The following is a 20,512-nucleotide window of genomic DNA, read 5'->3' as shown; positions in this document are numbered from 1 at the left end:
CTGCTGACTTATACGCCCGCCTCAAGCGCTTCCGGCTTGACGAACTGGCTGTTGTACAGGTTGGCGTAAAATCCGTTTTTACCGAGCAGCTCCTCGTGGTTCCCCTGCTCCACAATGTCGCCGTCCTTCATGACCAGAATCAGGTCGGCGTCACGGATGGTGGAAAGGCGGTGCGCAATGACAAAGCTGGTACGTCCCTTCATCAGGTTATCCATCGCCTTCTGAATCAGAATCTCTGTACGGGTATCCACGCTGCTGGTCGCCTCATCCAGAATCAAGATCTGCGGATCAGCCAGAATGACGCGCGCAATGGTCAAAAGCTGTTTCTGCCCCTGCGACACGTTGCTGGTATCTTCGTTCAGAATCATATTGTAGCCGTCCGGCAAAGTGCGAACAAAATGATGCACCTGCGCGGCTTTCGCCGCCGCAATCACTTCCTCGTCCGTGGCGTCCAGCCTGCCGTAACGGATATTATCCGCGATACTGGCGTTGTAAAGCCAGGTGTCCTGCAGCACCATGCCGAACAGGGAACGCAGGTCATTGCGCCGGAAATCGCGGATGTCGTAACCGTCGACCAAAATCGCGCCTTCGTTCACATCGTAAAAACGCATCAGAAGCTTCACCATGGTGGTTTTTCCGGCGCCCGTCGGACCGACGATGGCAACCTTCTGCCCCGGCCTGATATTCGCTGAAAAATCATTGACGATAATCTTATCCGGATGATAGCCGAAATGAACGTGCGCGAACTGCACGCTTCCCTGAATGTGAACATTCAGCTCCGTATCCGGCCCGTGGCCGGTGTTGACGCTGATCGGCGAACTGCTTTCCGGCACTTCCTCCGGCTGCTCCAGAAACGCGAACACGCGCTCCGCCGCCGCCGCGGTCTGCTGCAGAACATTGGAAATATTTGCGACCTGCGTCATCGGCTGAGTAAACTGGCGCACATACTGGATAAACGCCTGAATGTCACCCACGGAAATCCTGCCGTTGGCGGCAAGGTATCCGCCCAAAATGCAAACTCCGACATAGCCGAGGTTGCCGATAAAGCTCATCACGGGCATCATCATACCGGACATAAACTGGCTCTTCCATGCGGAGGTATAAAGGGTGTCATTGAAGCTGTCAAAAGTTTTGGCGGACTCCGCTTCGCCGTTGAACGCTTTGACCACGACATGGCTGGAGTACATTTCCTCAATGTGGCCGTTTACATGGCCAAGAAAGGTCTGCTGCGCTATAAAATGTTTCTGCGACTTTCTGAGAATGGTCAGGATAAAAGTCATGGAAGCGGGGATAATGCACAGCGCGACCAGCGTCATCTGCCAGCTGATGGACAGCATCATAATCAGAATCCCGATGATCGTCGTTACGGAGGTGATAATCTGCGTAACGCTCTGGTTCAGGCTCTGGCTGATGGCATCCACATCGTTCGTAATATGGGAAAGCACTTCGCCGTTGCTCGTAGAATCGTAATACTGAAAGGGAAGCTTCTGAATTTTTGCCGCAATTTCGCGGCGAAGCTGATAGGTCACCTTCATGGATATGCCGGTCATGATATACCCCTGAACATAGGAAAACAGAGTGCTAATCAGATACAGCCCAATCAGCCACAGCATGATGTTCGCGATGTAGCCGAAATCAATGCCGCCGCCTGTGCCGGTAACCTTACTCATAATTCCGGTAAACAGCGCGTTGGTCGCCTTCCCCAAAATCTTCGGCCCCAAAATGGAGAACACCGTGGACGCCACGGCAAAAATAAGAACAGTAATCAGAGAAAATTTATAGGTACCCATGTAGCGGACAAGCTTTTTGAAGGTTCCTTTAAAATCTTTTGCTTTTTCCCCGTGCATAATCATACCGCCGGGACCGTGGCCCTGCATCGGTTTGCGTGGCTGGGAGGTCGTTTTACTCATGCCAGTTCCTCCTTTGAAAGCTGTGACGACGCAATTTCATAATAAGTAGGGCAGGATTTCAAAAGCTCCTTATGCGTACCGATCCCTACGATTTTCCCTTCGTCCAGAACAATGATCTGTTCCGCGTTCATAATGGTGCTGACACGCTGCGCCACAATTAACACAGTACTCTGCCCCGTGTGCTTTTTCAGCGCAAGCCGAAGAGCAGCGTCGGTTTTATAATCCAATGCGGAAAAACTGTCGTCAAAAATATAAACCGGAGGTTTTTTCACCAGCGCACGCGCAATGGAAAGGCGCTGTTTCTGGCCGCCGGAAACATTTCCGCCGCCCTGAGCGATTTCCGACTCAAGCCCTTCCGGCTTTTCCGAGATAAATTCCATTGCCTGGGCAACTTCAGCCGCGGTACGGATATCCTGTTCCGCCGCATCTTTGTCGCCGTAACGCAGATTGGAATCGATGGTACCGGAGAGTAGGATTCCCTTCTGCGGCACATAGCCGATCTGATCCCTCAGTTCTTTCTGCGAGACATCCTTTACATTGACGCCGTTCACCAGCACTTCGCCGCCGGTCACGTCATAAAAACGGGGAATCAGGTTGATGAGGGTCGTTTTTCCCGAACCGGTGGAACCGATAAACGCGGTCGTCTGACCCGGTTTGGCAGTAAAGGTAATGTGCTGAAGCACATCTTCGCTTGCGCCGCTGTACCGGAAAGAAACATCTTTAAAGTCGACATAACCGGTTTGGTTCCCGTCAAAGGATGCGGGATGTTCCGGATCCTGAATGGAAGGCTCCACATCAAGCACCTTGGCAATACGGTTGCCGGACACCGCCGCGCGCGGCACCATGATAAACATCATTGAAATCATCAGGAAACTCATGATGATCTGCATGGCGTACTGCATGAAAGCCATCATATCACCGACCTGCATGGCGGAGTCTGCAATCTGGTGCGCACCCACCCAGACAATCAGGATGGTGACGGCATTCATAATCAGCATCATCACCGGCATCATAAACACCATGATGCGGTTGACAAACAGTGAATTTTTAGTAAGGTCACGGTTGGCAATATCAAACCGCTCCTCTTCAAAATTCTGTGTGCCAAAGGCACGAATAACCATCAGGCCGTTCAGGTTTTCGCGGGAAACCAGATTGAGCCGGTCAACCAGCTGCTGCACAATTTTGAATTTGGGCAGAGCAACACCGAACACGATTGCAATAATGCTGACCAGAATCACACAGGCCAGCGCAATAATCCAGCTCATGGACACCGATTTGCGCACCGCCATGATGATGCCGCCGACTCCCATAATCGGGGCGTAGCAAAGCATGCGCACGCCCATCATCAGGAGCATCTGCACCTGCGTAACATCGTTTGTGGTACGCGTAATCAGAGAAGCGGTTGAAAATTCATCAAACTCGCGGTTGGAAAAGCTTTCTACCTTTCTGAATACCGCGCGGCGCAAATCCCGCGCCACACCGGCACTGAGTCTTGCGGCAAAATAACCGACCATAACGGTCGCCGCGCCGCCTGCAAGCGCGATGAGGAGCATCAGAAGCCCCATTCTAAGAATATAGGCGGTCTGGATGCCGGAGAGATTCATGCCCAGTTCCCGGTAAAAGCTTCTGCACATTGCCGTTCCGCTCTGCACCAGCATGGATTCAGAATTCTTCAGCGCTTCGCTCCTCGCATTTTCAATCACACCGGCAGGAAGTCTTGTCAGCATCGGCTCCAGCGTGTACACCTTACTGAAATCCATTTCCGAAACATCAGTCTTCCCGTTTTCGGAATCCGTCAGGCCTTTGCCGGACTGCTGCGCAAGGGCTTTCATGGTATTGATAAAAGTCCAGGACGATTCACCGAACACCCGGTTCAGTTCTGTAAGGGTCGCGCTGTCAACGCTGCCGCGCACATAGATATCCTCTGTTTTCAGCAGAGGATATTGCCCGACGTAGCCGTTGTAGCTGTCGCCCGAACCGGAGGAAGATACCAGCGTGTAACTGCTTGCTACCGTCTTTTTCTGTTCCTCCGTCATAAAATTCGTCATAAATTGAAGCCCTTTTGCGCTTATCGCTTCGGGCGCGGCGTCTTCGATGCCGCTCTGCTGAATGCCGACATTGACAATCTCAGACATGTAATTCGGCAGATTCAAATCCGCCATCGCCTGCCCGAACAGCAGAGCGATCGATACAAGAATCATGAGCGTATAGGGCTTTAAGTATTTCGCCAGTTTGTTCATATAGTATATCCTTTCATTGATCTGCCCGCAGATTTTCCATAATCATACGCAGCTTGGTGACAAGCCGGGTGAGTTCCGCGGTATCCTCCGGCCCAAGCTTTTCTACCACTCTGTCAAACCAGAAGTGAAACTGCTCATGGCTTTTTTGAAGCAGTTCTTCCCCCGACCGCGTCAGTTTGACATAGACAACACGCCGGTCGCTTTTTGCCATGATGCGCTCAATCAGCTGCTTATTTTCCAAAGTGTTCAGCATCTGGGATACGGCGGGCCTGCTCATCTGCGCCGAACGGCTCAAATCGGTGATCTTTGCACCGGGATTGCTTTCGCCCGATTCTTCCGTAAGCCGATGAATCATGTGCAGGGTAAAATACTCGCCGCGGGACGCCCCTTCCATCTGCGGCCCCCACGCGTGGGCCCTTTTCAGGTTGTGCATTGCCTCAAACAGTTTCTCCTTTTCCGTCTGGTCCATACATTCGCCCTCCTTTGTTCCATTCATGAATATTAAGTACATTAATAGTTAACTACATGAAATATTATTATACGCAATCTTTGTCAGAAATCAAGCCCTTTTTTTCGTTCTTTACGCATTGTTTACATTCTATCCATATATTTACCGGATTCTGGCAGGTTATGACGCAAAAAAGGAACGCCCCCCAAACTGGAAATCAGTTCAGGGGGCGGATTGTATCTTGCCGTAAATAAATTATTTGGATTTTGCAGGCTGTTGTTCCACCGCGTCGGCAGCGCCTTCCAGCCACTGTGCATTGACCAGCTCTACCAGACCTGTATCGCAGTTTTTCGCGACCTCGGGGTCGAGCGGGCACTTGCCAAGAACCTTCAGTCCGAATTTTGCGGCGATTTCTTCCACATGGCTTTCGCCGAACGGCTTAATCACCGTTCCGCAGTCCGGGCATTTCACATAGCTCATATTTTCCACAATGCCGATAATCGGCACATTCATCATTTTTGCCATGTTCACCGCTTTGGCGACAATCATGGAGACAAGCTCCTGCGGAGACGTAACAATAATGATACCGTCCAGCGGGATGGACTGGAAAACCGTCAGCGGCACATCGCCGGTTCCCGGGGGCATGTCGACAAACATGTAGTCCACATCCGTCCAGATCACATCCGTCCAGAACTGCTTAACCGTATTGGCAATCATCGGGCCGCGCCAGACGACCGGCGCGGTTTCCTCATCGAGCAGAAGGTTGACGGACATCACGTCAATTCCGGTTTTGCTTTTGACCGGGAGCAGACCCAGTTCGCTTCCCATGGCTTTTTGGTGAATACCGAACGCTTTGGGGATGGACGGCCCGGTAATATCCGCATCAAGAATAGCCGTGTGACTGCCGCGGCGGTTCAGAAGAACGGCCAGCATAGAAGTCACCATGCTTTTGCCAACTCCGCCTTTTCCGCTGACTACGCCGATCACTTTATTAATTTTACTCATTGCGTTTGGGGCTTCCAGAAAATCAGCCGGGCTTGCCCCGCGTGACGGACAATTCTCACCGCAGGAATCGCAATTATGCGTACAATTTTCTTCGCTCATCATAATCATCCTTTTTTCAGTAATACGATTTGCGGCAAGCCGCAGAATCCGATCTTAGAACAGATATATTGTAAGATTATATACCAAATTTGTCAACTTTATCCCCAAAATATTTATAGCAGACTCGCCCTAAAAACAATCTCCCCCGGTTAAACGGAGGGAGACAGTGAAAAAACTCAGAATTCCATTTTCAGGCTGCGCAGAAACAGGTCGGAAAGAACGGTTTTGGGGTCCTTTTTCCCGTTAATGACCACGTCCACCGCGCGGCAGATCGGCAGTTCCACGCCGTACTCTTCCCCCAGCCTCAAAAGAGCCGTGGTGGTTGCCACACCCTCGGCCAGTTCGCCGTAATTTTCGCCCTTGACGAACAGCTCCCCGAACCTGCGGTTGTGGCTGAATTCCGAAAAAACGGTCGCTTCGTAGTCGCCCAAATGGCTGAGCCCGTAAGCGGTGATCTCATTGCCACCCATCGCCTGAATCAGACGGGCAATTTCCCTTGTCCCCCGGGACATCAAAGCGCCCTTCAGTGCAGTGCGGTTCAGTCCGTCCAGCATACCGCCCGCAATGCCGATGACATTTTTGGCGGCCGCTCCTACCTCGTTGCCCAAAAGATCGGTTCCGTAGTAAAAACGGATCAAGTCGCTGGAAAACGCCTTGACCAGATATTCCTTGATCTCCATACTGCGGCTGTCAATCACCATGCAGTTGGGAATGCCCTTCACAAAATTCTGCACATGCCCCGGTCCGACCCAAATGGCACAGGGTACCTTCGGCGCGTACTCCTCCACAATCTGTGTCAGCCGCCTGCCCGTACCCGCTTCCAGACCTTTCATGCACAGTACGATCGTCTTTCCGCTCAGGCTGAGCGGGGACAACTGCTGCATCAGGGAACGGAAGCTCTGCGCTCCCACGGAAACAATCAGAATCTCTGCCTTTTTCACCGTTTCGGCCAGATCCTCCGAAAGCTCAATTTCTTTATCCAATGTAACCAATCCATTGGTGCGCGTCTCACGGAACATTTTCATGTTATGAGAACCCGCGCGCCCATAGAGGGTAATACGATGATCCAATCTGTTCAGATACCACGCCAAGAAGCTGCCCCATCTGCCGCAGCCGATGACTGATAGATTCATTCCATCGCCTCCTTCTTTTTTATTATACCATATTGTGCGGCAGTGAAAAAGGAGGAATCAGGAACAATCCTCACAGGATATCCAGTTCAAACCAAAACACACTTCCGCTGCCTTCCTGACTTTGTACGCCGTACGCACCGCCGTGCATGTCAAGAATAGACTTTACGATGGAAAGCCCCAGTCCGGTACCGATCTGGGCGCGCTTGTGTTCCTTGTCTACTTTATAGTAACGATCCCAGATGTCGTTGAGTTTATCCTGCGGAATCCCTTCACCGGTGTCACGCACGGAAATTTTCACCCTGCCGTCCCGCACTGACTGGGTAATTTCAACGACTTTGTCCTTGCCGGTGTAGGTAATGGCGTTGTTGACCAAGTTATAGACGACCTGGGAAATTTTCAGCTCGTCGGCATTGACTGTCACGTCTTCATCTGCATGGAAGGATATGTTGTAATCCGTCAGCTTAGAGTACCGCTGTAAAATTGTGCGGATGCTTTCCGTCAGGTTAAAGTCCTCCCTGCTGAGCGGCTGGGTGCCGGACTGCAGTTTGGAAATATCCAGAACGTCGTTGACCAGAGTGGTCAAGCGCGTGGCTTCGTCGATAATGATCTGCACATTTTCGGGCGTATTCTCCCCCGGCAGGTCGCGCATGACTTCGCTGTATCCGGTAATCATCGTCAGCGGCGTGCGCAGATCGTGGGAGATATTGGCAATCAGGTCGCGCCGCAGCGCCTCCGTTTTGGACAGCTCCTTCGCCGCGTAATTCAGGGTCTGCCCGAGCTCCGAAATTTCCCGGTAGCCCGTCTCATCAAAGGTTACGTCGTACTGCCCGGTTCCAAGAATTTTTGCAGCCGCGTTGATTTTAATAATCGGCGTGGAGATTTTTCTGGACAGGAACAGAGCAAGCAAAAGGGAAAGAATCAGCATGACGACAGTGATGCAGATGAGCTGAACCCGCAGGGTGTTGACCGTGGAATCAATCGGCGAAATCGTGGAGTTCAGCAGAACCATCAGATTCGTGCCGTCCTTCTTCTCCACAATCTGAGCGTAAATAATGCTCTCAATCTTCGGCGGTTCCAGCCGGTGCTGATAAGTTTCCGTTGAAAAACTGCGCGGCAGCCGTTCGAAATAAGTACCGCCCTGCGCTTCTGTCGCCGCATAAACCTGTGCAAGGTTGAACAGGCTCAGCCTGCTGATAACGCTGTTGGGCAGGGAATCCTCCTTATAGTAGGTGACCCCGTTCTGGTCGGAAACAATAATGCCGATCTGATTTCTCTGGGAAAGGTTCTGCACCACGGCGGACAGATCGTCGGAATCGATATTTTTCGCGATTGTCTGGGCCGACGTCCTGATTTCCCGTGTTTTAATTGCTTTATAAAAGCTGTTCAGAAAGACCACCTGAAACACCCACAGCAGTACCAGAATAACTGCTGTAAAACCGGCGAAATAAGCAAAGATACGCCATTTAATCCCGATTCGCCTAAAGTGTTCTCTCAACTTCAAAGCGGTACCCCACCCCTCGTAACGTGACGATGAATTTACTGTAATCCTTCAGGCTGCGGCGAAGCAGCTTGATATGCGTGTCCAATGTACGGTCATCCCCGTAAAAGTCATAGCCCCATACATTGGTAATCAGCTTTTCCCGTGTCAAAGCAATGTTCTTATTGTTCACAAGATAGAAAAGAAGGTCGTACTCCTTGGGAGACAAGTCAACCTTTTCCCCGTCCACGGTGACTATCCGCCCCGTAAAGTCAACGGTCAAACCCTCAAACCGCTGAACGTCCTTCTGCGCCGCGCCGCTCTCCGGACTGGCGCGCTTGATGATGGCATGAATTCTCAGCATCAGTTCCTTCGGGGAAAACGGCTTAACGACATAGTCGTCGATACCGAGCTCAAATCCATGGATTCTGTCGTATTCCTCCCCGCGGGCACTGAGCATCAGCACAGGAGTAGCGCTGTATTTACGGATTTCCCGTACAGCGGAAAAACCATCCAATTCCGGCATCATGACATCCATCAGAATGATGTCAAAATCATTGGGATGGCTTCGGCAAATGGAAACCGCCTCCATTCCGTCCCCGGCTTCGGTAACGGTATGTCCCTCAAAGGTGGCATATTTTTTAATCAGTTCTCTTATTTTTTCCTCGTCGTCCACTACTAAAATATGATACAAGCTGTTCGCCCCCGCTTTTAAATGATTATGATACATCGTAATCTTACCCTAATATTGTGAAGACTCTGTGACAGTTCCGCGATATTTGCCGCAATTCCCGCGAAAACCGGTCTTTTATATTGGTATTGTAACACGGAACGGGCTTGCAGGAACAGTGTTTTTATGCAATAATAAAATTATAAAAAATACATTTAATCCCGCCAATCAATTATTCCCCCAAAAACGCACGAAACGGTTATGATGTACGGTTTCTGGGAGCCGGAGAAAATAAAAAAGCCGCGGCAGACGAATGAAATCTGCCGCAGCTGCTTAAAATGGATTTGTCAGCAAAGGTATGAATCAGTCAAAAACGCCTGTGGACAGGTAGCGTTCGCCGGTATCCGGCAGCAACGCAACAATCAGTTTCCCCTTGTTTTCCGGGCGCTTCGCAAGCTGGGTCGCCGCGAATGTGGCGGCGCCGGAGGAAATGCCGACGAGCAGGCCTTCGCTGGAAGCGAGAGCCTTTGTGGTGGCGAAAGCGTCTTCATTGGCAACGGTAATCACTTCGTCCAGAATGTCGGTGTTCAGAATGTCCGGAACAAATCCCGCGCCGATTCCCTGAATTTTGTGCGGGCCGGATTTTCCTTCGGAAATGACCGGAGACGAGGCAGGCTCCACACCGACGACCTTTACGTTCGGGTTCTGCGACTTCAGGTATTCGCCGACACCGGTAATGGTGCCGCCGGTGCCGATACCGGCCACAAAGATATCGACCTTACCGTCCGTATCGCGCCAGATTTCCGGGCCTGTCGTCGCGCGGTGAATCGCCGGGTTTGCCGGGTTCACAAACTGGCCGGGAATATACGAGTTCGGGATTTCCTTCGCAAGCTCTTCCGCCTTGGCAATGGCGCCCTTCATGCCTTTTGCTCCCTCGGTGAGAACCAGTTCGGCACCCAGAGCGGCGACCAGTCTGCGGCGCTCAATGCTCATGGTTTCCGGCATGGTGAGAATCAGACGGTACCCCTTGGCCGCCGCGACAAACGCAAGGCCGACACCGGTGTTGCCGCTGGTAGGCTCAATCAGGGTGGTATCTTTATTAATAAGGCCTTTCTCTTCCGCATCTTTAATCAGCGCGTACCCGACTCTGTCCTTGACAGAGGAAAGGGGATTAAAATATTCGAGCTTCGCCGCAACCGTGGCGTCCAGTTCCTTGGCTTTTTCATAGTTGGTCAGCTCCAGAAGCGGAGTGTTGCCAATCAGTTCGGTTAAATTTCTGGCTATAGACATAATCATCTCTCCTTAGCAGTTTATATTGACAGTATAGTATTTTTTTGGGGCATAAACAATATTTGGCAAGCTGCTACAATAAATATTGCGCCCCGCCCTAAGAAAAAACAGCCGATTCACCAACATTCCCCCAATCGTTATAAAACATATCTGTTTAGTAATATATTTGATTTGATTCTATTATAGAACCGATATATGAGAATGTCAATAGGAAAAGTAATGTTTTTATTGCAACGATTGTGATAACATAGTATGATACTGAATAAGGAATTACAAAATGAGGAGCGACCTATGAAACTTTCTACAAAAAGCCGCTATGCGCTTGAAGGAATGCTGTATCTGGCGATCTTCGGCAATGAAAAACTGCTGAGCATCAAGGAACTGTCCGCGGGAATCCAAGTTTCCGCGGCATATCTGGAACAGATCTTTTTCAGTCTGAAAAAAGCCGAACTGGTATCCACCGTTCGGGGCTCGAAAGGCGGTTTTGTTCTGAATGAAGACCAAGATGAAATTACCGTCGGCAAGATCATACGCGCCATGGAAGGCAATATGGTACCGGTCGAATGTATCCACAGTCTTTCCGCCTGCAAAAGCAAGGTACGGTCAAACTGTGTAAGCCGGAATGTCTGGATACGGATTTCCTCGGCAATATCCGACACGGCCGACAAACTGACGCTGCGGGAACTGAAAGAAAGATATATTGCAGAAAACGGAGGCGAGGCCCATGAAAATCTCGACTAAAGGAAGATACGGGCTGCGCGCCCTGATTGACCTAGCTATGAACAGTACGGAGGGGTGCGCTTCTCTCTCCGGAATTTCTCTGCGGCAGGATTTGTCCCTTAATTATCTGGAAAGTATTTTTGCTTCGCTCAAACGGGCGGGAATCGTAATAGGAATTGCCGGTGCGCAGGGCGGTTATGTACTGGCAAAACCGACAAGCGAAATCACGCTTCGGGATATTATGACCGTACTGGAAGGCGACATGTCGGTTTATGACAATCTGGGTGAAAAAACCGAAATCCGCAGCTTTTTGAACCGCAACGTCTGGGATGTGATTGACCGCGGTGTGGACGAGGTGCTGACCGGTACTACACTGGAGGACGTGCTGAAGGATATTGAAGCCCGGCATACCTCCGCGGATTGCTCCGAACTGTAAATATATATCTATAAAAAACAAGGAACGTTCCCTGACCGAAAACGGTTAGGCGGAACGTTCCTTTTATTTATCGTAATTGTATCTGCGTTACAATCAGTTCCCGACCTCAACGCTGATTTCATTGAATTTATCCGTCAGATCCTTGATGGCCAGCGCCGATTTCTGTTTTTCGGCAGCATCCACCACAATTCCGCCGTGGTGCATCATGACCAGCCGGTCGCCGTAATTGACGGCGAATTTCAAATTATGGGTGACCATCAGTGTGGTCAGTTTCTTTTCACGGACAAACCGTTCCGTAAGTTCCATCACGTTTTCACTGGAACGCGGGTCAAGCGCCGCGGTGTGTTCGTCAAGAATCAGCAGATCAATCGGCGTCATAGTGGAAATCAAAAGTGCCAGCGCCTGCCGCTGGCCGCCGGAAAGGCTCGCCACCGGCAGGTTGAGCTTATCTTCCAGACCAAGCTTGAGCAGCTCCAACTGCGAACGGTAAAAATCGATCTTCTTTTTATTCACCCCGAGCTGCAGCCCGAAGGAAGCGCCTTTGTTGTCCGCCAGCGCCATATTTTCCAGAATGGTCAGCTCCGGGCAGGTACCCTTTGACGGGTCCTGAAAAACGCGGCCGATAAATTTGGAGTGCTGGTATTCCTTCAGCCGGCTGATTTCCCGATGGTTCACGGAAACGCTGCCGCTGTCTATGGCAATGCTGCCGCACAGGATGTTGAGAATGGTCGTCTTGCCGGAACCGTTGCTGCCGATGACGGAAACAAACTGCTCTTTTTCAATTTCAAGATTGAAATCGCTGAACAGCACGACTTCGTTGACGGACGCCGGGTTGAAGGTCTTGTAAATATGCTTCATGCTGACAAAGCTTTCGCCTGTTTCAGATTTGGGTTGGATTGACATTTTGCTTTTTCCCCCTCCCCATGAACATATTGTTGGATATCAGAGCGACGGTAAAAATGACCGCCATCAAAAGCTTCAGATAGTTGGTCGGCAGGCCGAGCTGCATGGCAATCACAAGGCATGCCTTGTAGATAATGGCGCCGATGACCGCCGCCGTGGTGGCCTTCATAAATCTGAACTTGCGGAAAAGGTTCGTTCCGATAATGACCGACGCAAGCGCCATTACCACCATACCCGTACCGCTGGCTACACTGGCGGACTCCGTCTGCTGGCTTAAGATACTGCCCGCAAGCGCCGTACAGCCGTTGCCGATGGCAAGGCCGATGATCTTCATCGCGCCGGGGTTCCTGCCGAGAGAGGTGACATACTGTGCGTTATCCCCCGAAGCGCGGAGCAGAAGACCGGATTTTGTCTTCAGGTAACTATCCAGCAGAAGCTTCACAATGATACAGGAAACCGCCACGATAACCACTACCCGGTAGTTTTCCGGCAGGACGCTCGCCAGCGCGCCGGAAAATCCGGAATTGAAAATGGTGCTCTTATCGTAAAACGGCATCACAGCGCTGCCCTTCGTGATTACAAGGTTCACGCTCCATAGCCCGGTCATCACAAGGATACCGGAAAGGAGGTCGGTAATTCCCAGCTTGACATGCAGAAAACCAGTCAGGCAGCCCGCGGCGGCGCCGCAAACAAAGGCAATCAGGCAGGCCAGCCAGGGGTCGATCCCAACGGTAATCAGCGCCGCCGTGACACACGCCCCAAGTGGGAAGGTCCCGTCCACCGACAAATCCGGGAATCCCAGAACACGGTAGGTAATGTATACGCCAATGGCCATGATCCCGTAAATGAACCCCTCTTCCAGCACATTGACAACCAGACCCAGAATGATATCCATGGAGAGTTTACCAGCTTTCTGTTATTTTGTTACCGCTGTTGCGCCGGAGTATTCCGACGGAAGGGTCAGTTTCAGCTTTTCCATGACCGCTTTGTTGTAGACAGGGGTGCAGTCCTTGACCATATAGACCGGTGTTTCGGAAGCTTTTGCTTCCCCTTTCAGGATTTTTGCCGCCATCTTACCGGTTTCTTTCCCCAGAGCGACATAGTCGATGCTCTGGGATGCGAGACAGCCGTTTTTTACCTGCTCTTCTTCCGAACCGAAAACAGGGATGTTTGCTTTGCCGGCCGCCTGAAGAACGGAGGAAAGATTGTCGACAACATTATTATCGGTAAAATTATTGATGCAGTCAACGCCCTTGGAAACTGCTGTCGCGGCTGCGGCGGCAACTTCAGAGGCATTGGTCACGCCGACGTCTACAATCTCAAAATTGTATTTGGGAGCAAGCTCTTTGAACTGTGCGAGCTGGGAAACGGAATTCGGCTCGCTGGTGGTGTAGAGAATTCCGATTTTCTTCGCGTTGGGAAGGAACGCGCGGATCATTTTCATCTGCTGTTCCAGCGGAAGCACGTCGGACGAACCCGTGCAGTTCACTTCCGGCTTTTCGTTGGACTTTACGATTCCCGCGGCGACCGCGTCGGAAACGGCCGTGAACACAACGGGAATATCGGTGCTCTTCGCCGCGCTGTACGCAGACATGGCTGCCGGTGTGGCAATGCCCATAATCATGTCATATTTTTTGGAAACCATATTTTTTGCGATCAGATCGCCGTTCGCGTTATCGCCCTGAGCGTTCTGAAAATCAATGGTAATATTGCCGCCGTCCTTGAAGCCGGCTTCTTCCAGACCTGCTTTAAACCCGGTGTAGCAGTTGTCAAGCGACGGATGGGTTGCGTACTGAATCACGCCGACCTTGAAGTTCTTTGCTCCGCTCTGGCTCTGTGCCTGAGAAGCGGCCGCGGAGCTTGCCGCCGTACCGGATGAACAGGCCGTAAAGGACGCCGCGATCGCCGCCGCAAGAACGCCCGCCATCATTTTTTTAACTGCATGATTTCTATTGTTTTTCATTGGTGTTTCCTCCTAAAAGTTAAGTTGTTTCGTTTTTGATATGGTTGATTGATACATCCTCGCCATCGCTTTCCGTACATTGCCATTTCCGTCACTCCTTAACTCGTTTTGGGAATAAAAAAAGCCCTTGCCCCTGAAAACAGGGACAAGAGCATTCACTCCTGTGGTACCACCCAAATTGACGGTATAAACCGCCCGCTCACTCCATACACGACATTCCATGATGTATGCTTCCTTGGTAACGGGCGAAGTTCCCGTCAAAAGCTACTGGGCAGAGCCGACTGCTCCACTTTTCATTTTGCCCTCATAAGTCCATTCAGCCTGCCGTACTCCTCCGCAATCCCACCATCTGCGGCTCTCTACGCGAGCAACATGCCTGCTTACTACTCTCAATCATCGGTTTGTGGTCTTTATTCTCTTTGACAGCTATTATATGCAAAACGCAGGAACTTGTCAAGCACTATTTTTTCTTTTGGGTCTTTTGGGCCTGATAAGATCATAGCTTTGGCCGATCCATGCATAAATTTCTTCTTCCGGAACGGAACCGTCCATTTTTACCGTGTTCCAGTGAACCTTGTTCATATGGTAGGCGGGAGTCACCGCGGAATAGGTGCCGCGCAGCAGATCCGCGTACATAGGATCGCACTTCAGATTGATGCTGACAATCCCGCCGCGTTCATAAATAAAGGCAAAAGCTTTTTTGTTAACCCGGTGACGCATGACAGCCCACGCCCCGGCCGCCCCGGAGTCTTCATCAAACGGATAATCCTCATACGCACCCGGAAAAGTAAGGCAAAATTCGATCAGCCCGCGTTTCGTCAGCATTCTGCACTTTCCTCCTGCTTTCTCAAACGGATAAACACCTTATCCCAGTTTGAAGCTACTTCAAATTGTAGCTGTTTTTTCCGCAAAGTCAAGATCACAGCCTCCATAAAGATTATATAAAGATTACATTAAGAAAAAGGAATTCCGCCATTTTTAAGCTACATATTTGACTAGGTCTGTCGATATTATTAGTGTAAAAAATAGATTTCTGTCGAATGATGCGTTATAAGAAATAAGTAAATAAAATTCGGCAGACATTTTAAAATATCGGAGGAATTTGTTTGGATATCTCGGTCGTTTTAGGAATCGTCATTGCTTTTGGTTCGCTGATTATGGGCTACACTCTGGAACACGGAGTTTTAAGCTCTCTTTTTCTGTTAAGCCCGATTGTCATTGTTTTCGGGGGCACCATAGGTGCTGTCGTACTGTCCTATAAACTTTCCGATATTGTGTCGGCACTCAAGTCCCTTGTTGGAACTTTTTCAAACAAATCCATTGGCGACCCAACCAAGGTGATTCAGAAAATCACCTTTATGGCCGACGCCTGCCGGCAGGGAGGAATTCTGAAGCTACAGGAGCTAATCAACGATGCCGAGCTGAACAGCAGTGAGTTCCTTGTTTTGAAGGCCGGTATGGTACTGGCGCTCGACATGAAATCCGACGAGGAAATTCAGTACGCCCTTGAGTCAAATATTCGCGCCTATACGGCACAGAAGCAGATGGAAATATCCGTGTTTACCAGCGCAGCCGGTTTTTCCCCCACTATGGGCGTTATCGGTACCGTTATGGGTCTGGTTCAGGTGCTTTCGAATATGACCGACGCCGAATCGCTTACCGCCTCCATCGGTGTCGCCTTCATCGCCACCCTGTACGGCGTTGTTTTTGCCAACCTGCTTTATATGCCTTTTGCCAGCCGCCTGAAGGGCGTTTTGAAACGTCAGCAGATTTTAAGGGAAATGATGACAGAGGGAATCTGCATGATCGCACGCGGAGAATCTTCGCGCAGTATTGAAAACAAGCTTTCCGTCTATTATCAGGTCTTCCCGCGCGGCGAGAAGAAGTATAAAGAAGGAATTGAGAAATAAGTCTGGGGGAAATTATGGCTAAAAAACATGTGGCGACAGAGCATGAAGAAGAAGAGAACAGCGAGAGATGGCTTCTGACGTATTCCGACATGATTACTCTTCTGCTTGCTTTATTTATTATTCTCTATTCCATGAGTACCGTTGATGCAAAAAAAGTGGCGCAGATGGCCGAAAACTTCGGCACGGCACTGGGAAACAGCCCCACCACAAGCGCCGGGGCATACGCGGGTACTGGTACTGGTACGGGCACCGGAACCGGCACAGGCACCGGTACAGGAACGGGAACCGGCACAGGCACCGGTACAGAAACGGGAAACGGTACGGGATCAGGAAACGGCTACGGCGGATCCGCAGTCAATCCCGACGCACTGGATGAGATTTACGGTGTTCTGCAAAGCTATGTAAAGAAAAATAACCTTGAAAACTCGGTGGGCCTTGTCAATTCGGATACCTATGTAAAAATCCACCTGAAAGATACTCTGATGTTTATTCCGGATAGCCCCAAAATGCTGCCCACCAGTGAACCGGTTCTTCACGAAATTGAAAAAGCACTGTCGCAGGTGTATGACCGAATTGACTATATTACCATCAGCGGGCACACCGCGGACGTGGGCGAACATACCATCGCGAGCGACCAGGTTTCCTGGCGTCTGTCCACGGAGCGCGCCATTACGGTAATGAACAGCTTTGTCAGTTACGGGATGAAAGAGGACAAGCTTTCCATAGAGGGCTTTGCCCACTTTTCACCCATTGCGTCCAACCTAACTGAAGAAGGCAGAGCAAAAAACCGCCGGGTGGAAATAACCGTGGTCAAAAATCCCGCGGGCAAAACCGAAAGTCAGGCAAAATAAAAGAGATTTAAGATTATTATGGAAGGGAATCTCTTCTCATATCACAGATATTATGGTAAAATAAATGAATATGCTCATAATAAGAAGATATGAAAAAGGAGAATCGTTCGTGAAAAAATCTCTGGCCGGCGTTACGGATATGACTTCAGGGAATCCGTACAAGCTGATTTTTGCATTTTCCATTCCGCTGCTGATCGGCAACGTTTTTCAGCAGCTCTACAACATGGTTGACAGTATCGTGGTAGGTAATTTTGTCGGTGAAAAAGCACTTGCCGCCGTCGGCACAGGCTTTCCGATTATTTTTATGCTGAGTTCCCTTTTCATGGGACTCGGAATCGGCGCCACGATTATGATTTCTCAGTTTTACGGTGCCAAAGATATTGACAGTGTGGAAAACACCATCAATACCATTTACTCGGCGATGATGATTGGAACGATTCCTCTGACAATCATCGGCATTGTGCTGGGGGGTCCCCTCCTGCAGCTGATGAAGGTACCGGACGACGGTACCCTTGCCATGGCGAAGGTTTATTTGATCGTCGTATTCGTGGGCATGATCGGCAATCTTGGCTTCAACATTAATTCGGGTATTCTGCAGGGGCTCGGGGACAGCCGAACCTCGCTTTTATTTTTGCTGATTGCAACGATCATCAATATTATCCTTGACCTGCTCTTTACGGTTGCTTTCGGCTGGGGAGTATTCGGGGTGGCATTTGCCACCATCATTGCCCAGTTCTGCTCCTGGATATTTGGAATCTGGTTTATCAACAAAAATTTTTCGTTTATTCATATTCAAGTGTTCAAATTCAAATTTGACCCCGCTCTGTTTAAAAAGGCCATGAAGCTCGGAATTCCTTCGGGCATTCAGCAGGCTTTGTTTTCTATTGGCATCATGGTCATGCAGGCTTTGGTGAACTCTTACGGCTCTGCCTTCATGGCGGGATTTAACGGTGCAAACAAAATCGACACTTTCGCGTTTATGCCCATCCAGAGCTTCTCCACCGCAGTAACCACCTATGTGGGGCAGAACGTGGGCGCGGCCCGGATTGACCGTGTAAAAACCGGCACCCGTTCGGGGCTAGTCCTTTCCATAGGCTCCAGTATTGTCATCAGCGCGGCGATTTACCCGCTGAGCGCCCTGTTTATGCGCATGTTCAACCAGAATCCTGAGGTCATCGGCGGCGGAGTCGCCTACCTGCACGGTGTCCTTCCGTTCTATGCCCTGCTGGCGCTTTTATTTACCCTGAACGCCGTCCTGCGCGGTGCGGGTGAAATGACGATTCCTATGGTCTCTACCTTTGTTTCGCTCTGGTTTGCCAGAGTGCCGGTCGCCTATTTGATTGCCCAGCACTGGGGCAAAGAGTATATCTACCTGTCCTACGCGGTCGGCTGGTTCTTTGGCGCGGTCATTACCGTCACCTACTATAAGATGGGACGGTGGAAAAATAAAAGCGTTGTCCATTCCGGGATTGAATCGGAAAACGCCATGATTTAAGCATACGCCGCCTTTTGTCCCATCGGTTCAGAGAAAACATTGCGGGCAGTTCTGTATAAAAATTCCAAGTCGGCACAGAATAGGGAAAGTGATTTTTTGAAAGAGGTGCCGACTATGCCAAATTTACATTGCGACGTAATGACCTGTGCAAACAACAGGGACAATTTCTGCTGCAGACCGGAAATTCAGGTCAGCGGCCGTCAGGCCGGCAGCAGTGAACAAACCTGCTGTTCGTCTTTTCTTGACGCGACGGAAGGCGCGCAGAATTCCGTAGGCTGCTCGCTTCCAAACACTTCCCTGGATATTTACTGTGAAGCGGAAAACTGCCGGTTCAATTCCAATGAACGCTGCGGCGCGAACGAAATCAGCGTGCACTGCGGAAGCAGTGCCCACTCACAATCGGCTACAGAATGTGCAAGCTTTGAGAATAAATAAGCTTGACGCGGTCAGATAACAGAAGGAATGAGCGGTGCCGTAAGGTTCCGCTCATTTTCTGTTTGCAGGATTTGAAAACTGTTTCTTTCTTGTCATATTTTGTAACAATTGTTGTGATACAGGCGTACATATGATATACTGTTTTTATCAATTTACTTGTTGATTAGAAGGTGTAAATATGAATCATAATAAAGACTATGGAAAAGCGGGAATCGCCCTTTTGGCTGCCGGGCTGCTGGTTTTGTCCGGCTGCGGGCAGAATCAGCCGAACGTTTCCAGTTCGGCTCCGGCAAGCTCCGCGGTACAGAGCGAGGTTTCTTCCGCGGTTAGCTCACAGGAGGCATCTTCACAGGCGCCGGTCACCTCGTCCCAGCCTGAGGATTCCGTCGCGGTTCAGGCAAGCGCCAAAGCGGACGCAAGCTACCTTGACGACGCGGTGTTCATTGGTGACTCCGTTTCCTTAAAGCTGAAAAATTATGTTACTGCAAAACGCAAATCCGATCCGAGCTTTTTCGGCAAAGCACAGTTTCTGGCCGCGGGCAGCATGGGCAGCGGAAACGCGCTGAAACCCCTGAACACTTCTTCCATTCACCCATCCTACAACGGAAACAAGGCACTTTTAGAGGACAATGTTGCGGCCATGGGCGCAAAAAAAGTCTATATCATGCTGGGTGCCAATGATCTGGCCCTTTACGGCATAGACGGTTCTGTGGACAACATGTCCAAGCTGATCGGAAAAATCAAGGGGAAATCCCCTGAGGCGAAAATATTTGTTCAGTCCGCAACCCCGATTATCAAGGAACAGCAGATGACAACTCTGAACAATCCGAACCTTTCGGCTTACGACGCAAAATTAGCTGAAATGTGCAAAAAGAACGGATATTACTACATTGATGTTGCGGCGGTCATGCGTAACAGCGAGGGCAACCTGATTCCCGAGTACTGCAGCGACCCCGACAATCTTGGAATCCACTTTACCGACAAGGCCTGTCAGGTATGGATTGATTACATTTTGACGCATACTGTGAAATAAGGGAGAATACCAATGAAAAAGCTTTTATCTTTGCTGCTTACGGTGGCAATGTTATGTTCCCTGGCTGCGTGTGGCGGCGGCGGGACAAAACAGGCCGATCTGCCCAAGGTGATGGAGGGAATGAAGGCCAAGCTCACCAATCAGGAAATGATGGATTTATCCGCCGAGGATCTGATGCCGAATTACGGAATTGATTCCGCCGATGTCAAGCAGTTCTCCGCTTATGTTGATTCTACTGGAATCAAGGGCGACGAAATCATCTTTCTTGAAGGAAAAGACGCTGACGCGGCAAAGCGTATCAAGGAAAAGCTGGACGCCCGCTACCAGCAGAAGGAAACCGAAATGAAGGACTATCTGCCGGAAGAATACGCCATGCTGAAAAAATGCGGCGTCAACCAGAACGGAAATTACGTCAGCATGATTGTTTCCCCCCAATACGAGGAACTGAATAAGATCTACGATTCAGCGGTGAAAAAATAAAGAGGTGAGGACAC

20 protein-coding genes are annotated in these 20,512 nt (G+C 50.3%); 8 read left to right on the top strand and 12 right to left on the bottom strand.

The window, feature by feature from the left end:
* Positions 1 to 8: 8 nt before the first annotated feature.
* The 8 genes from J5W02_RS02680 to cysK all read right to left on the bottom strand — a co-directional run bounded on the left by J5W02_RS02680 (position 9) and on the right by cysK (position 10,278).
* Positions 9 to 1,910 carry an ABC transporter ATP-binding protein gene (locus J5W02_RS02680; protein WP_219964097.1) on the bottom strand — a complete coding sequence of 634 codons (1,902 nt, stop codon included), beginning with the start codon at positions 1,908 to 1,910 and terminating at the stop codon, positions 9 to 11.
* Complete coding sequence (locus J5W02_RS02675) at positions 1,907 to 4,150, bottom strand: ABC transporter ATP-binding protein (RefSeq protein WP_219964096.1); 2,244 nt, start codon at positions 4,148 to 4,150, stop codon at positions 1,907 to 1,909. The genes J5W02_RS02680 and J5W02_RS02675 overlap by 4 nt, the downstream gene beginning before the upstream one ends.
* Positions 4,151 to 4,163: 13 nt before the next feature.
* A complete protein-coding gene (locus tag J5W02_RS02670; protein WP_219964095.1) occupies positions 4,164 to 4,619 on the bottom strand; it encodes a MarR family winged helix-turn-helix transcriptional regulator in 456 nt (151 codons plus the stop codon).
* Between the two features lie 234 nt (positions 4,620 to 4,853).
* Positions 4,854 to 5,702: an Mrp/NBP35 family ATP-binding protein gene (locus J5W02_RS02665; protein WP_219964094.1), complete on the bottom strand. Its 849-nt coding sequence runs from the start codon at positions 5,700 to 5,702 to the stop codon at positions 4,854 to 4,856.
* Between the two features lie 176 nt (positions 5,703 to 5,878).
* A complete protein-coding gene (locus J5W02_RS02660; RefSeq protein ID WP_219964093.1) occupies positions 5,879 to 6,835 on the bottom strand; it encodes an NAD(P)H-dependent glycerol-3-phosphate dehydrogenase in 957 nt (318 codons plus the stop codon).
* Between the two features lie 70 nt (positions 6,836 to 6,905).
* Entirely contained in the window at positions 6,906 to 8,336 is a 1,431-nt protein-coding gene (locus J5W02_RS02655) for a sensor histidine kinase (RefSeq protein WP_219964092.1), read from the bottom strand.
* Positions 8,314 to 9,006, bottom strand: a complete 693-nt coding sequence (locus J5W02_RS02650; RefSeq protein WP_219964091.1) for a response regulator transcription factor — start codon at positions 9,004 to 9,006, stop codon at positions 8,314 to 8,316. Before J5W02_RS02650 ends, J5W02_RS02655 begins: the two co-directional genes overlap by 23 nt.
* 339 nt (positions 9,007 to 9,345) lie before the next feature.
* Positions 9,346 to 10,278: a cysteine synthase A gene (cysK, locus tag J5W02_RS02645; RefSeq protein ID WP_304518466.1), complete on the bottom strand. Its 933-nt coding sequence runs from the start codon at positions 10,276 to 10,278 to the stop codon at positions 9,346 to 9,348.
* 285 nt (positions 10,279 to 10,563) lie between these two features.
* Between cysK and J5W02_RS02640 the strand changes: the two genes are divergently transcribed.
* Complete coding sequence (locus tag J5W02_RS02640) at positions 10,564 to 11,013, top strand: RrF2 family transcriptional regulator (protein WP_219964089.1); 450 nt, start codon at positions 10,564 to 10,566, stop codon at positions 11,011 to 11,013.
* A complete protein-coding gene (locus J5W02_RS02635; RefSeq protein ID WP_219964088.1) occupies positions 10,997 to 11,428 on the top strand; it encodes an RrF2 family transcriptional regulator in 432 nt (143 codons plus the stop codon). Before J5W02_RS02640 ends, J5W02_RS02635 begins: the two co-directional genes overlap by 17 nt.
* Positions 11,429 to 11,521: 93 nt before the next feature.
* On the opposite strand, the gene J5W02_RS02630 is transcribed toward J5W02_RS02635, so the two are convergent.
* From J5W02_RS02630 to J5W02_RS02615, 4 genes are all read right to left on the bottom strand, one after another.
* Positions 11,522 to 12,331, bottom strand: a complete 810-nt coding sequence (locus J5W02_RS02630) for an ABC transporter ATP-binding protein (RefSeq protein WP_219964087.1) — start codon at positions 12,329 to 12,331, stop codon at positions 11,522 to 11,524.
* Positions 12,309 to 13,226: an ABC transporter permease gene (locus J5W02_RS02625; protein WP_219964086.1), complete on the bottom strand. Its 918-nt coding sequence runs from the start codon at positions 13,224 to 13,226 to the stop codon at positions 12,309 to 12,311. Before J5W02_RS02625 ends, J5W02_RS02630 begins: the two co-directional genes overlap by 23 nt.
* 21 nt (positions 13,227 to 13,247) lie before the next feature.
* Positions 13,248 to 14,294 (bottom strand): ABC transporter substrate-binding protein, encoded by a 1,047-nt coding sequence (locus tag J5W02_RS02620; protein WP_219964085.1) that lies wholly within the window; start codon positions 14,292 to 14,294, stop codon positions 13,248 to 13,250.
* 453 nt (positions 14,295 to 14,747) lie between these two features.
* Positions 14,748 to 15,119, bottom strand: coding sequence for an MmcQ/YjbR family DNA-binding protein (locus J5W02_RS02615; protein WP_219964084.1), 372 nt, complete (start codon positions 15,117 to 15,119; stop codon positions 14,748 to 14,750).
* Positions 15,120 to 15,400: 281 nt separating this feature from the next.
* Here J5W02_RS02615 and J5W02_RS02610 point away from each other — a divergent pair, with 281 nt between their 5' ends.
* The 6 genes from J5W02_RS02610 (at position 15,401) to J5W02_RS02585 (ending at position 20,498) form a co-directional block, all read left to right on the top strand.
* The gene (locus J5W02_RS02610; protein WP_219964083.1) at positions 15,401 to 16,204 is read left to right on the top strand and encodes a motility protein A; all 804 of its coding nucleotides are present in this window, start codon (positions 15,401 to 15,403) and stop codon (positions 16,202 to 16,204) included.
* A 14-nt stretch (positions 16,205 to 16,218) separates the two neighbouring features.
* Positions 16,219 to 17,055 (top strand): OmpA/MotB family protein, encoded by an 837-nt coding sequence (locus tag J5W02_RS02605; protein ID WP_219964082.1) that lies wholly within the window; start codon positions 16,219 to 16,221, stop codon positions 17,053 to 17,055.
* Positions 17,056 to 17,164: 109 nt separating this feature from the next.
* Positions 17,165 to 18,550: an MATE family efflux transporter gene (locus tag J5W02_RS02600; RefSeq protein ID WP_330659650.1), complete on the top strand. Its 1,386-nt coding sequence runs from the start codon at positions 17,165 to 17,167 to the stop codon at positions 18,548 to 18,550.
* Between the two features lie 114 nt (positions 18,551 to 18,664).
* The gene (locus tag J5W02_RS02595) at positions 18,665 to 18,985 is read left to right on the top strand and encodes a DUF1540 domain-containing protein (RefSeq protein ID WP_219964081.1); all 321 of its coding nucleotides are present in this window, start codon (positions 18,665 to 18,667) and stop codon (positions 18,983 to 18,985) included.
* A 178-nt stretch (positions 18,986 to 19,163) separates the two neighbouring features.
* Positions 19,164 to 20,018 (top strand): GDSL-type esterase/lipase family protein, encoded by an 855-nt coding sequence (locus J5W02_RS02590; RefSeq protein ID WP_219964080.1) that lies wholly within the window; start codon positions 19,164 to 19,166, stop codon positions 20,016 to 20,018.
* Positions 20,019 to 20,030: 12 nt separating this feature from the next.
* Entirely contained in the window at positions 20,031 to 20,498 is a 468-nt protein-coding gene (locus J5W02_RS02585) for a DUF4358 domain-containing protein (protein ID WP_219964079.1), read from the top strand.
* Positions 20,499 to 20,512: the final 14 nt, after the last annotated feature.

This window comes from Caproiciproducens faecalis, from assembly GCF_019448085.1.
GTDB classification, from domain to species: Bacteria; Bacillota; Clostridia; order Oscillospirales; family Acutalibacteraceae; genus Caproiciproducens; species Caproiciproducens faecalis.
Note: the sequence above shows the minus strand (reverse complement) of the source record. Positions and strands in the feature narration are given on the sequence as shown.

What these genes read in the sequence shown, in the direction of transcription:
- J5W02_RS02680 (WP_219964097.1), bottom strand. Translation starts at nt 1,910, where the DNA reads ATGAGTAAAACGACCTCCCAGCCACGCAAACCGATGCAGGGCCACGGT.
- J5W02_RS02675 (WP_219964096.1), bottom strand. Translation starts at nt 4,150, where the DNA reads ATGAACAAACTGGCGAAATACTTAAAGCCCTATACGCTCATGATTCTT.
- J5W02_RS02670 (WP_219964095.1), bottom strand. Translation starts at nt 4,619, where the DNA reads ATGGACCAGACGGAAAAGGAGAAACTGTTTGAGGCAATGCACAACCTG.
- J5W02_RS02665 (WP_219964094.1), bottom strand. Translation starts at nt 5,702, where the DNA reads ATGAGCGAAGAAAATTGTACGCATAATTGCGATTCCTGCGGTGAGAAT.
- J5W02_RS02660 (WP_219964093.1), bottom strand. Translation starts at nt 6,835, where the DNA reads ATGAATCTATCAGTCATCGGCTGCGGCAGATGGGGCAGCTTCTTGGCG.
- cysK (WP_304518466.1), bottom strand. Translation starts at nt 10,278, where the DNA reads ATGATTATGTCTATAGCCAGAAATTTAACCGAACTGATTGGCAACACT.
- J5W02_RS02640 (WP_219964089.1), top strand. Translation starts at nt 10,564, where the DNA reads ATGAAACTTTCTACAAAAAGCCGCTATGCGCTTGAAGGAATGCTGTAT.
- J5W02_RS02635 (WP_219964088.1), top strand. Translation starts at nt 10,997, where the DNA reads ATGAAAATCTCGACTAAAGGAAGATACGGGCTGCGCGCCCTGATTGAC.
- J5W02_RS02630 (WP_219964087.1), bottom strand. Translation starts at nt 12,331, where the DNA reads ATGTCAATCCAACCCAAATCTGAAACAGGCGAAAGCTTTGTCAGCATG.
- J5W02_RS02625 (WP_219964086.1), bottom strand. Translation starts at nt 13,226, where the DNA reads ATGGATATCATTCTGGGTCTGGTTGTCAATGTGCTGGAAGAGGGGTTC.
- J5W02_RS02620 (WP_219964085.1), bottom strand. Translation starts at nt 14,294, where the DNA reads ATGAAAAACAATAGAAATCATGCAGTTAAAAAAATGATGGCGGGCGTT.
- J5W02_RS02615 (WP_219964084.1), bottom strand. Translation starts at nt 15,119, where the DNA reads ATGCTGACGAAACGCGGGCTGATCGAATTTTGCCTTACTTTTCCGGGT.
- J5W02_RS02605 (WP_219964082.1), top strand. Translation starts at nt 16,219, where the DNA reads ATGGCTAAAAAACATGTGGCGACAGAGCATGAAGAAGAAGAGAACAGC.
- J5W02_RS02595 (WP_219964081.1), top strand. Translation starts at nt 18,665, where the DNA reads ATGCCAAATTTACATTGCGACGTAATGACCTGTGCAAACAACAGGGAC.
- J5W02_RS02590 (WP_219964080.1), top strand. Translation starts at nt 19,164, where the DNA reads ATGAATCATAATAAAGACTATGGAAAAGCGGGAATCGCCCTTTTGGCT.
- J5W02_RS02585 (WP_219964079.1), top strand. Translation starts at nt 20,031, where the DNA reads ATGAAAAAGCTTTTATCTTTGCTGCTTACGGTGGCAATGTTATGTTCC.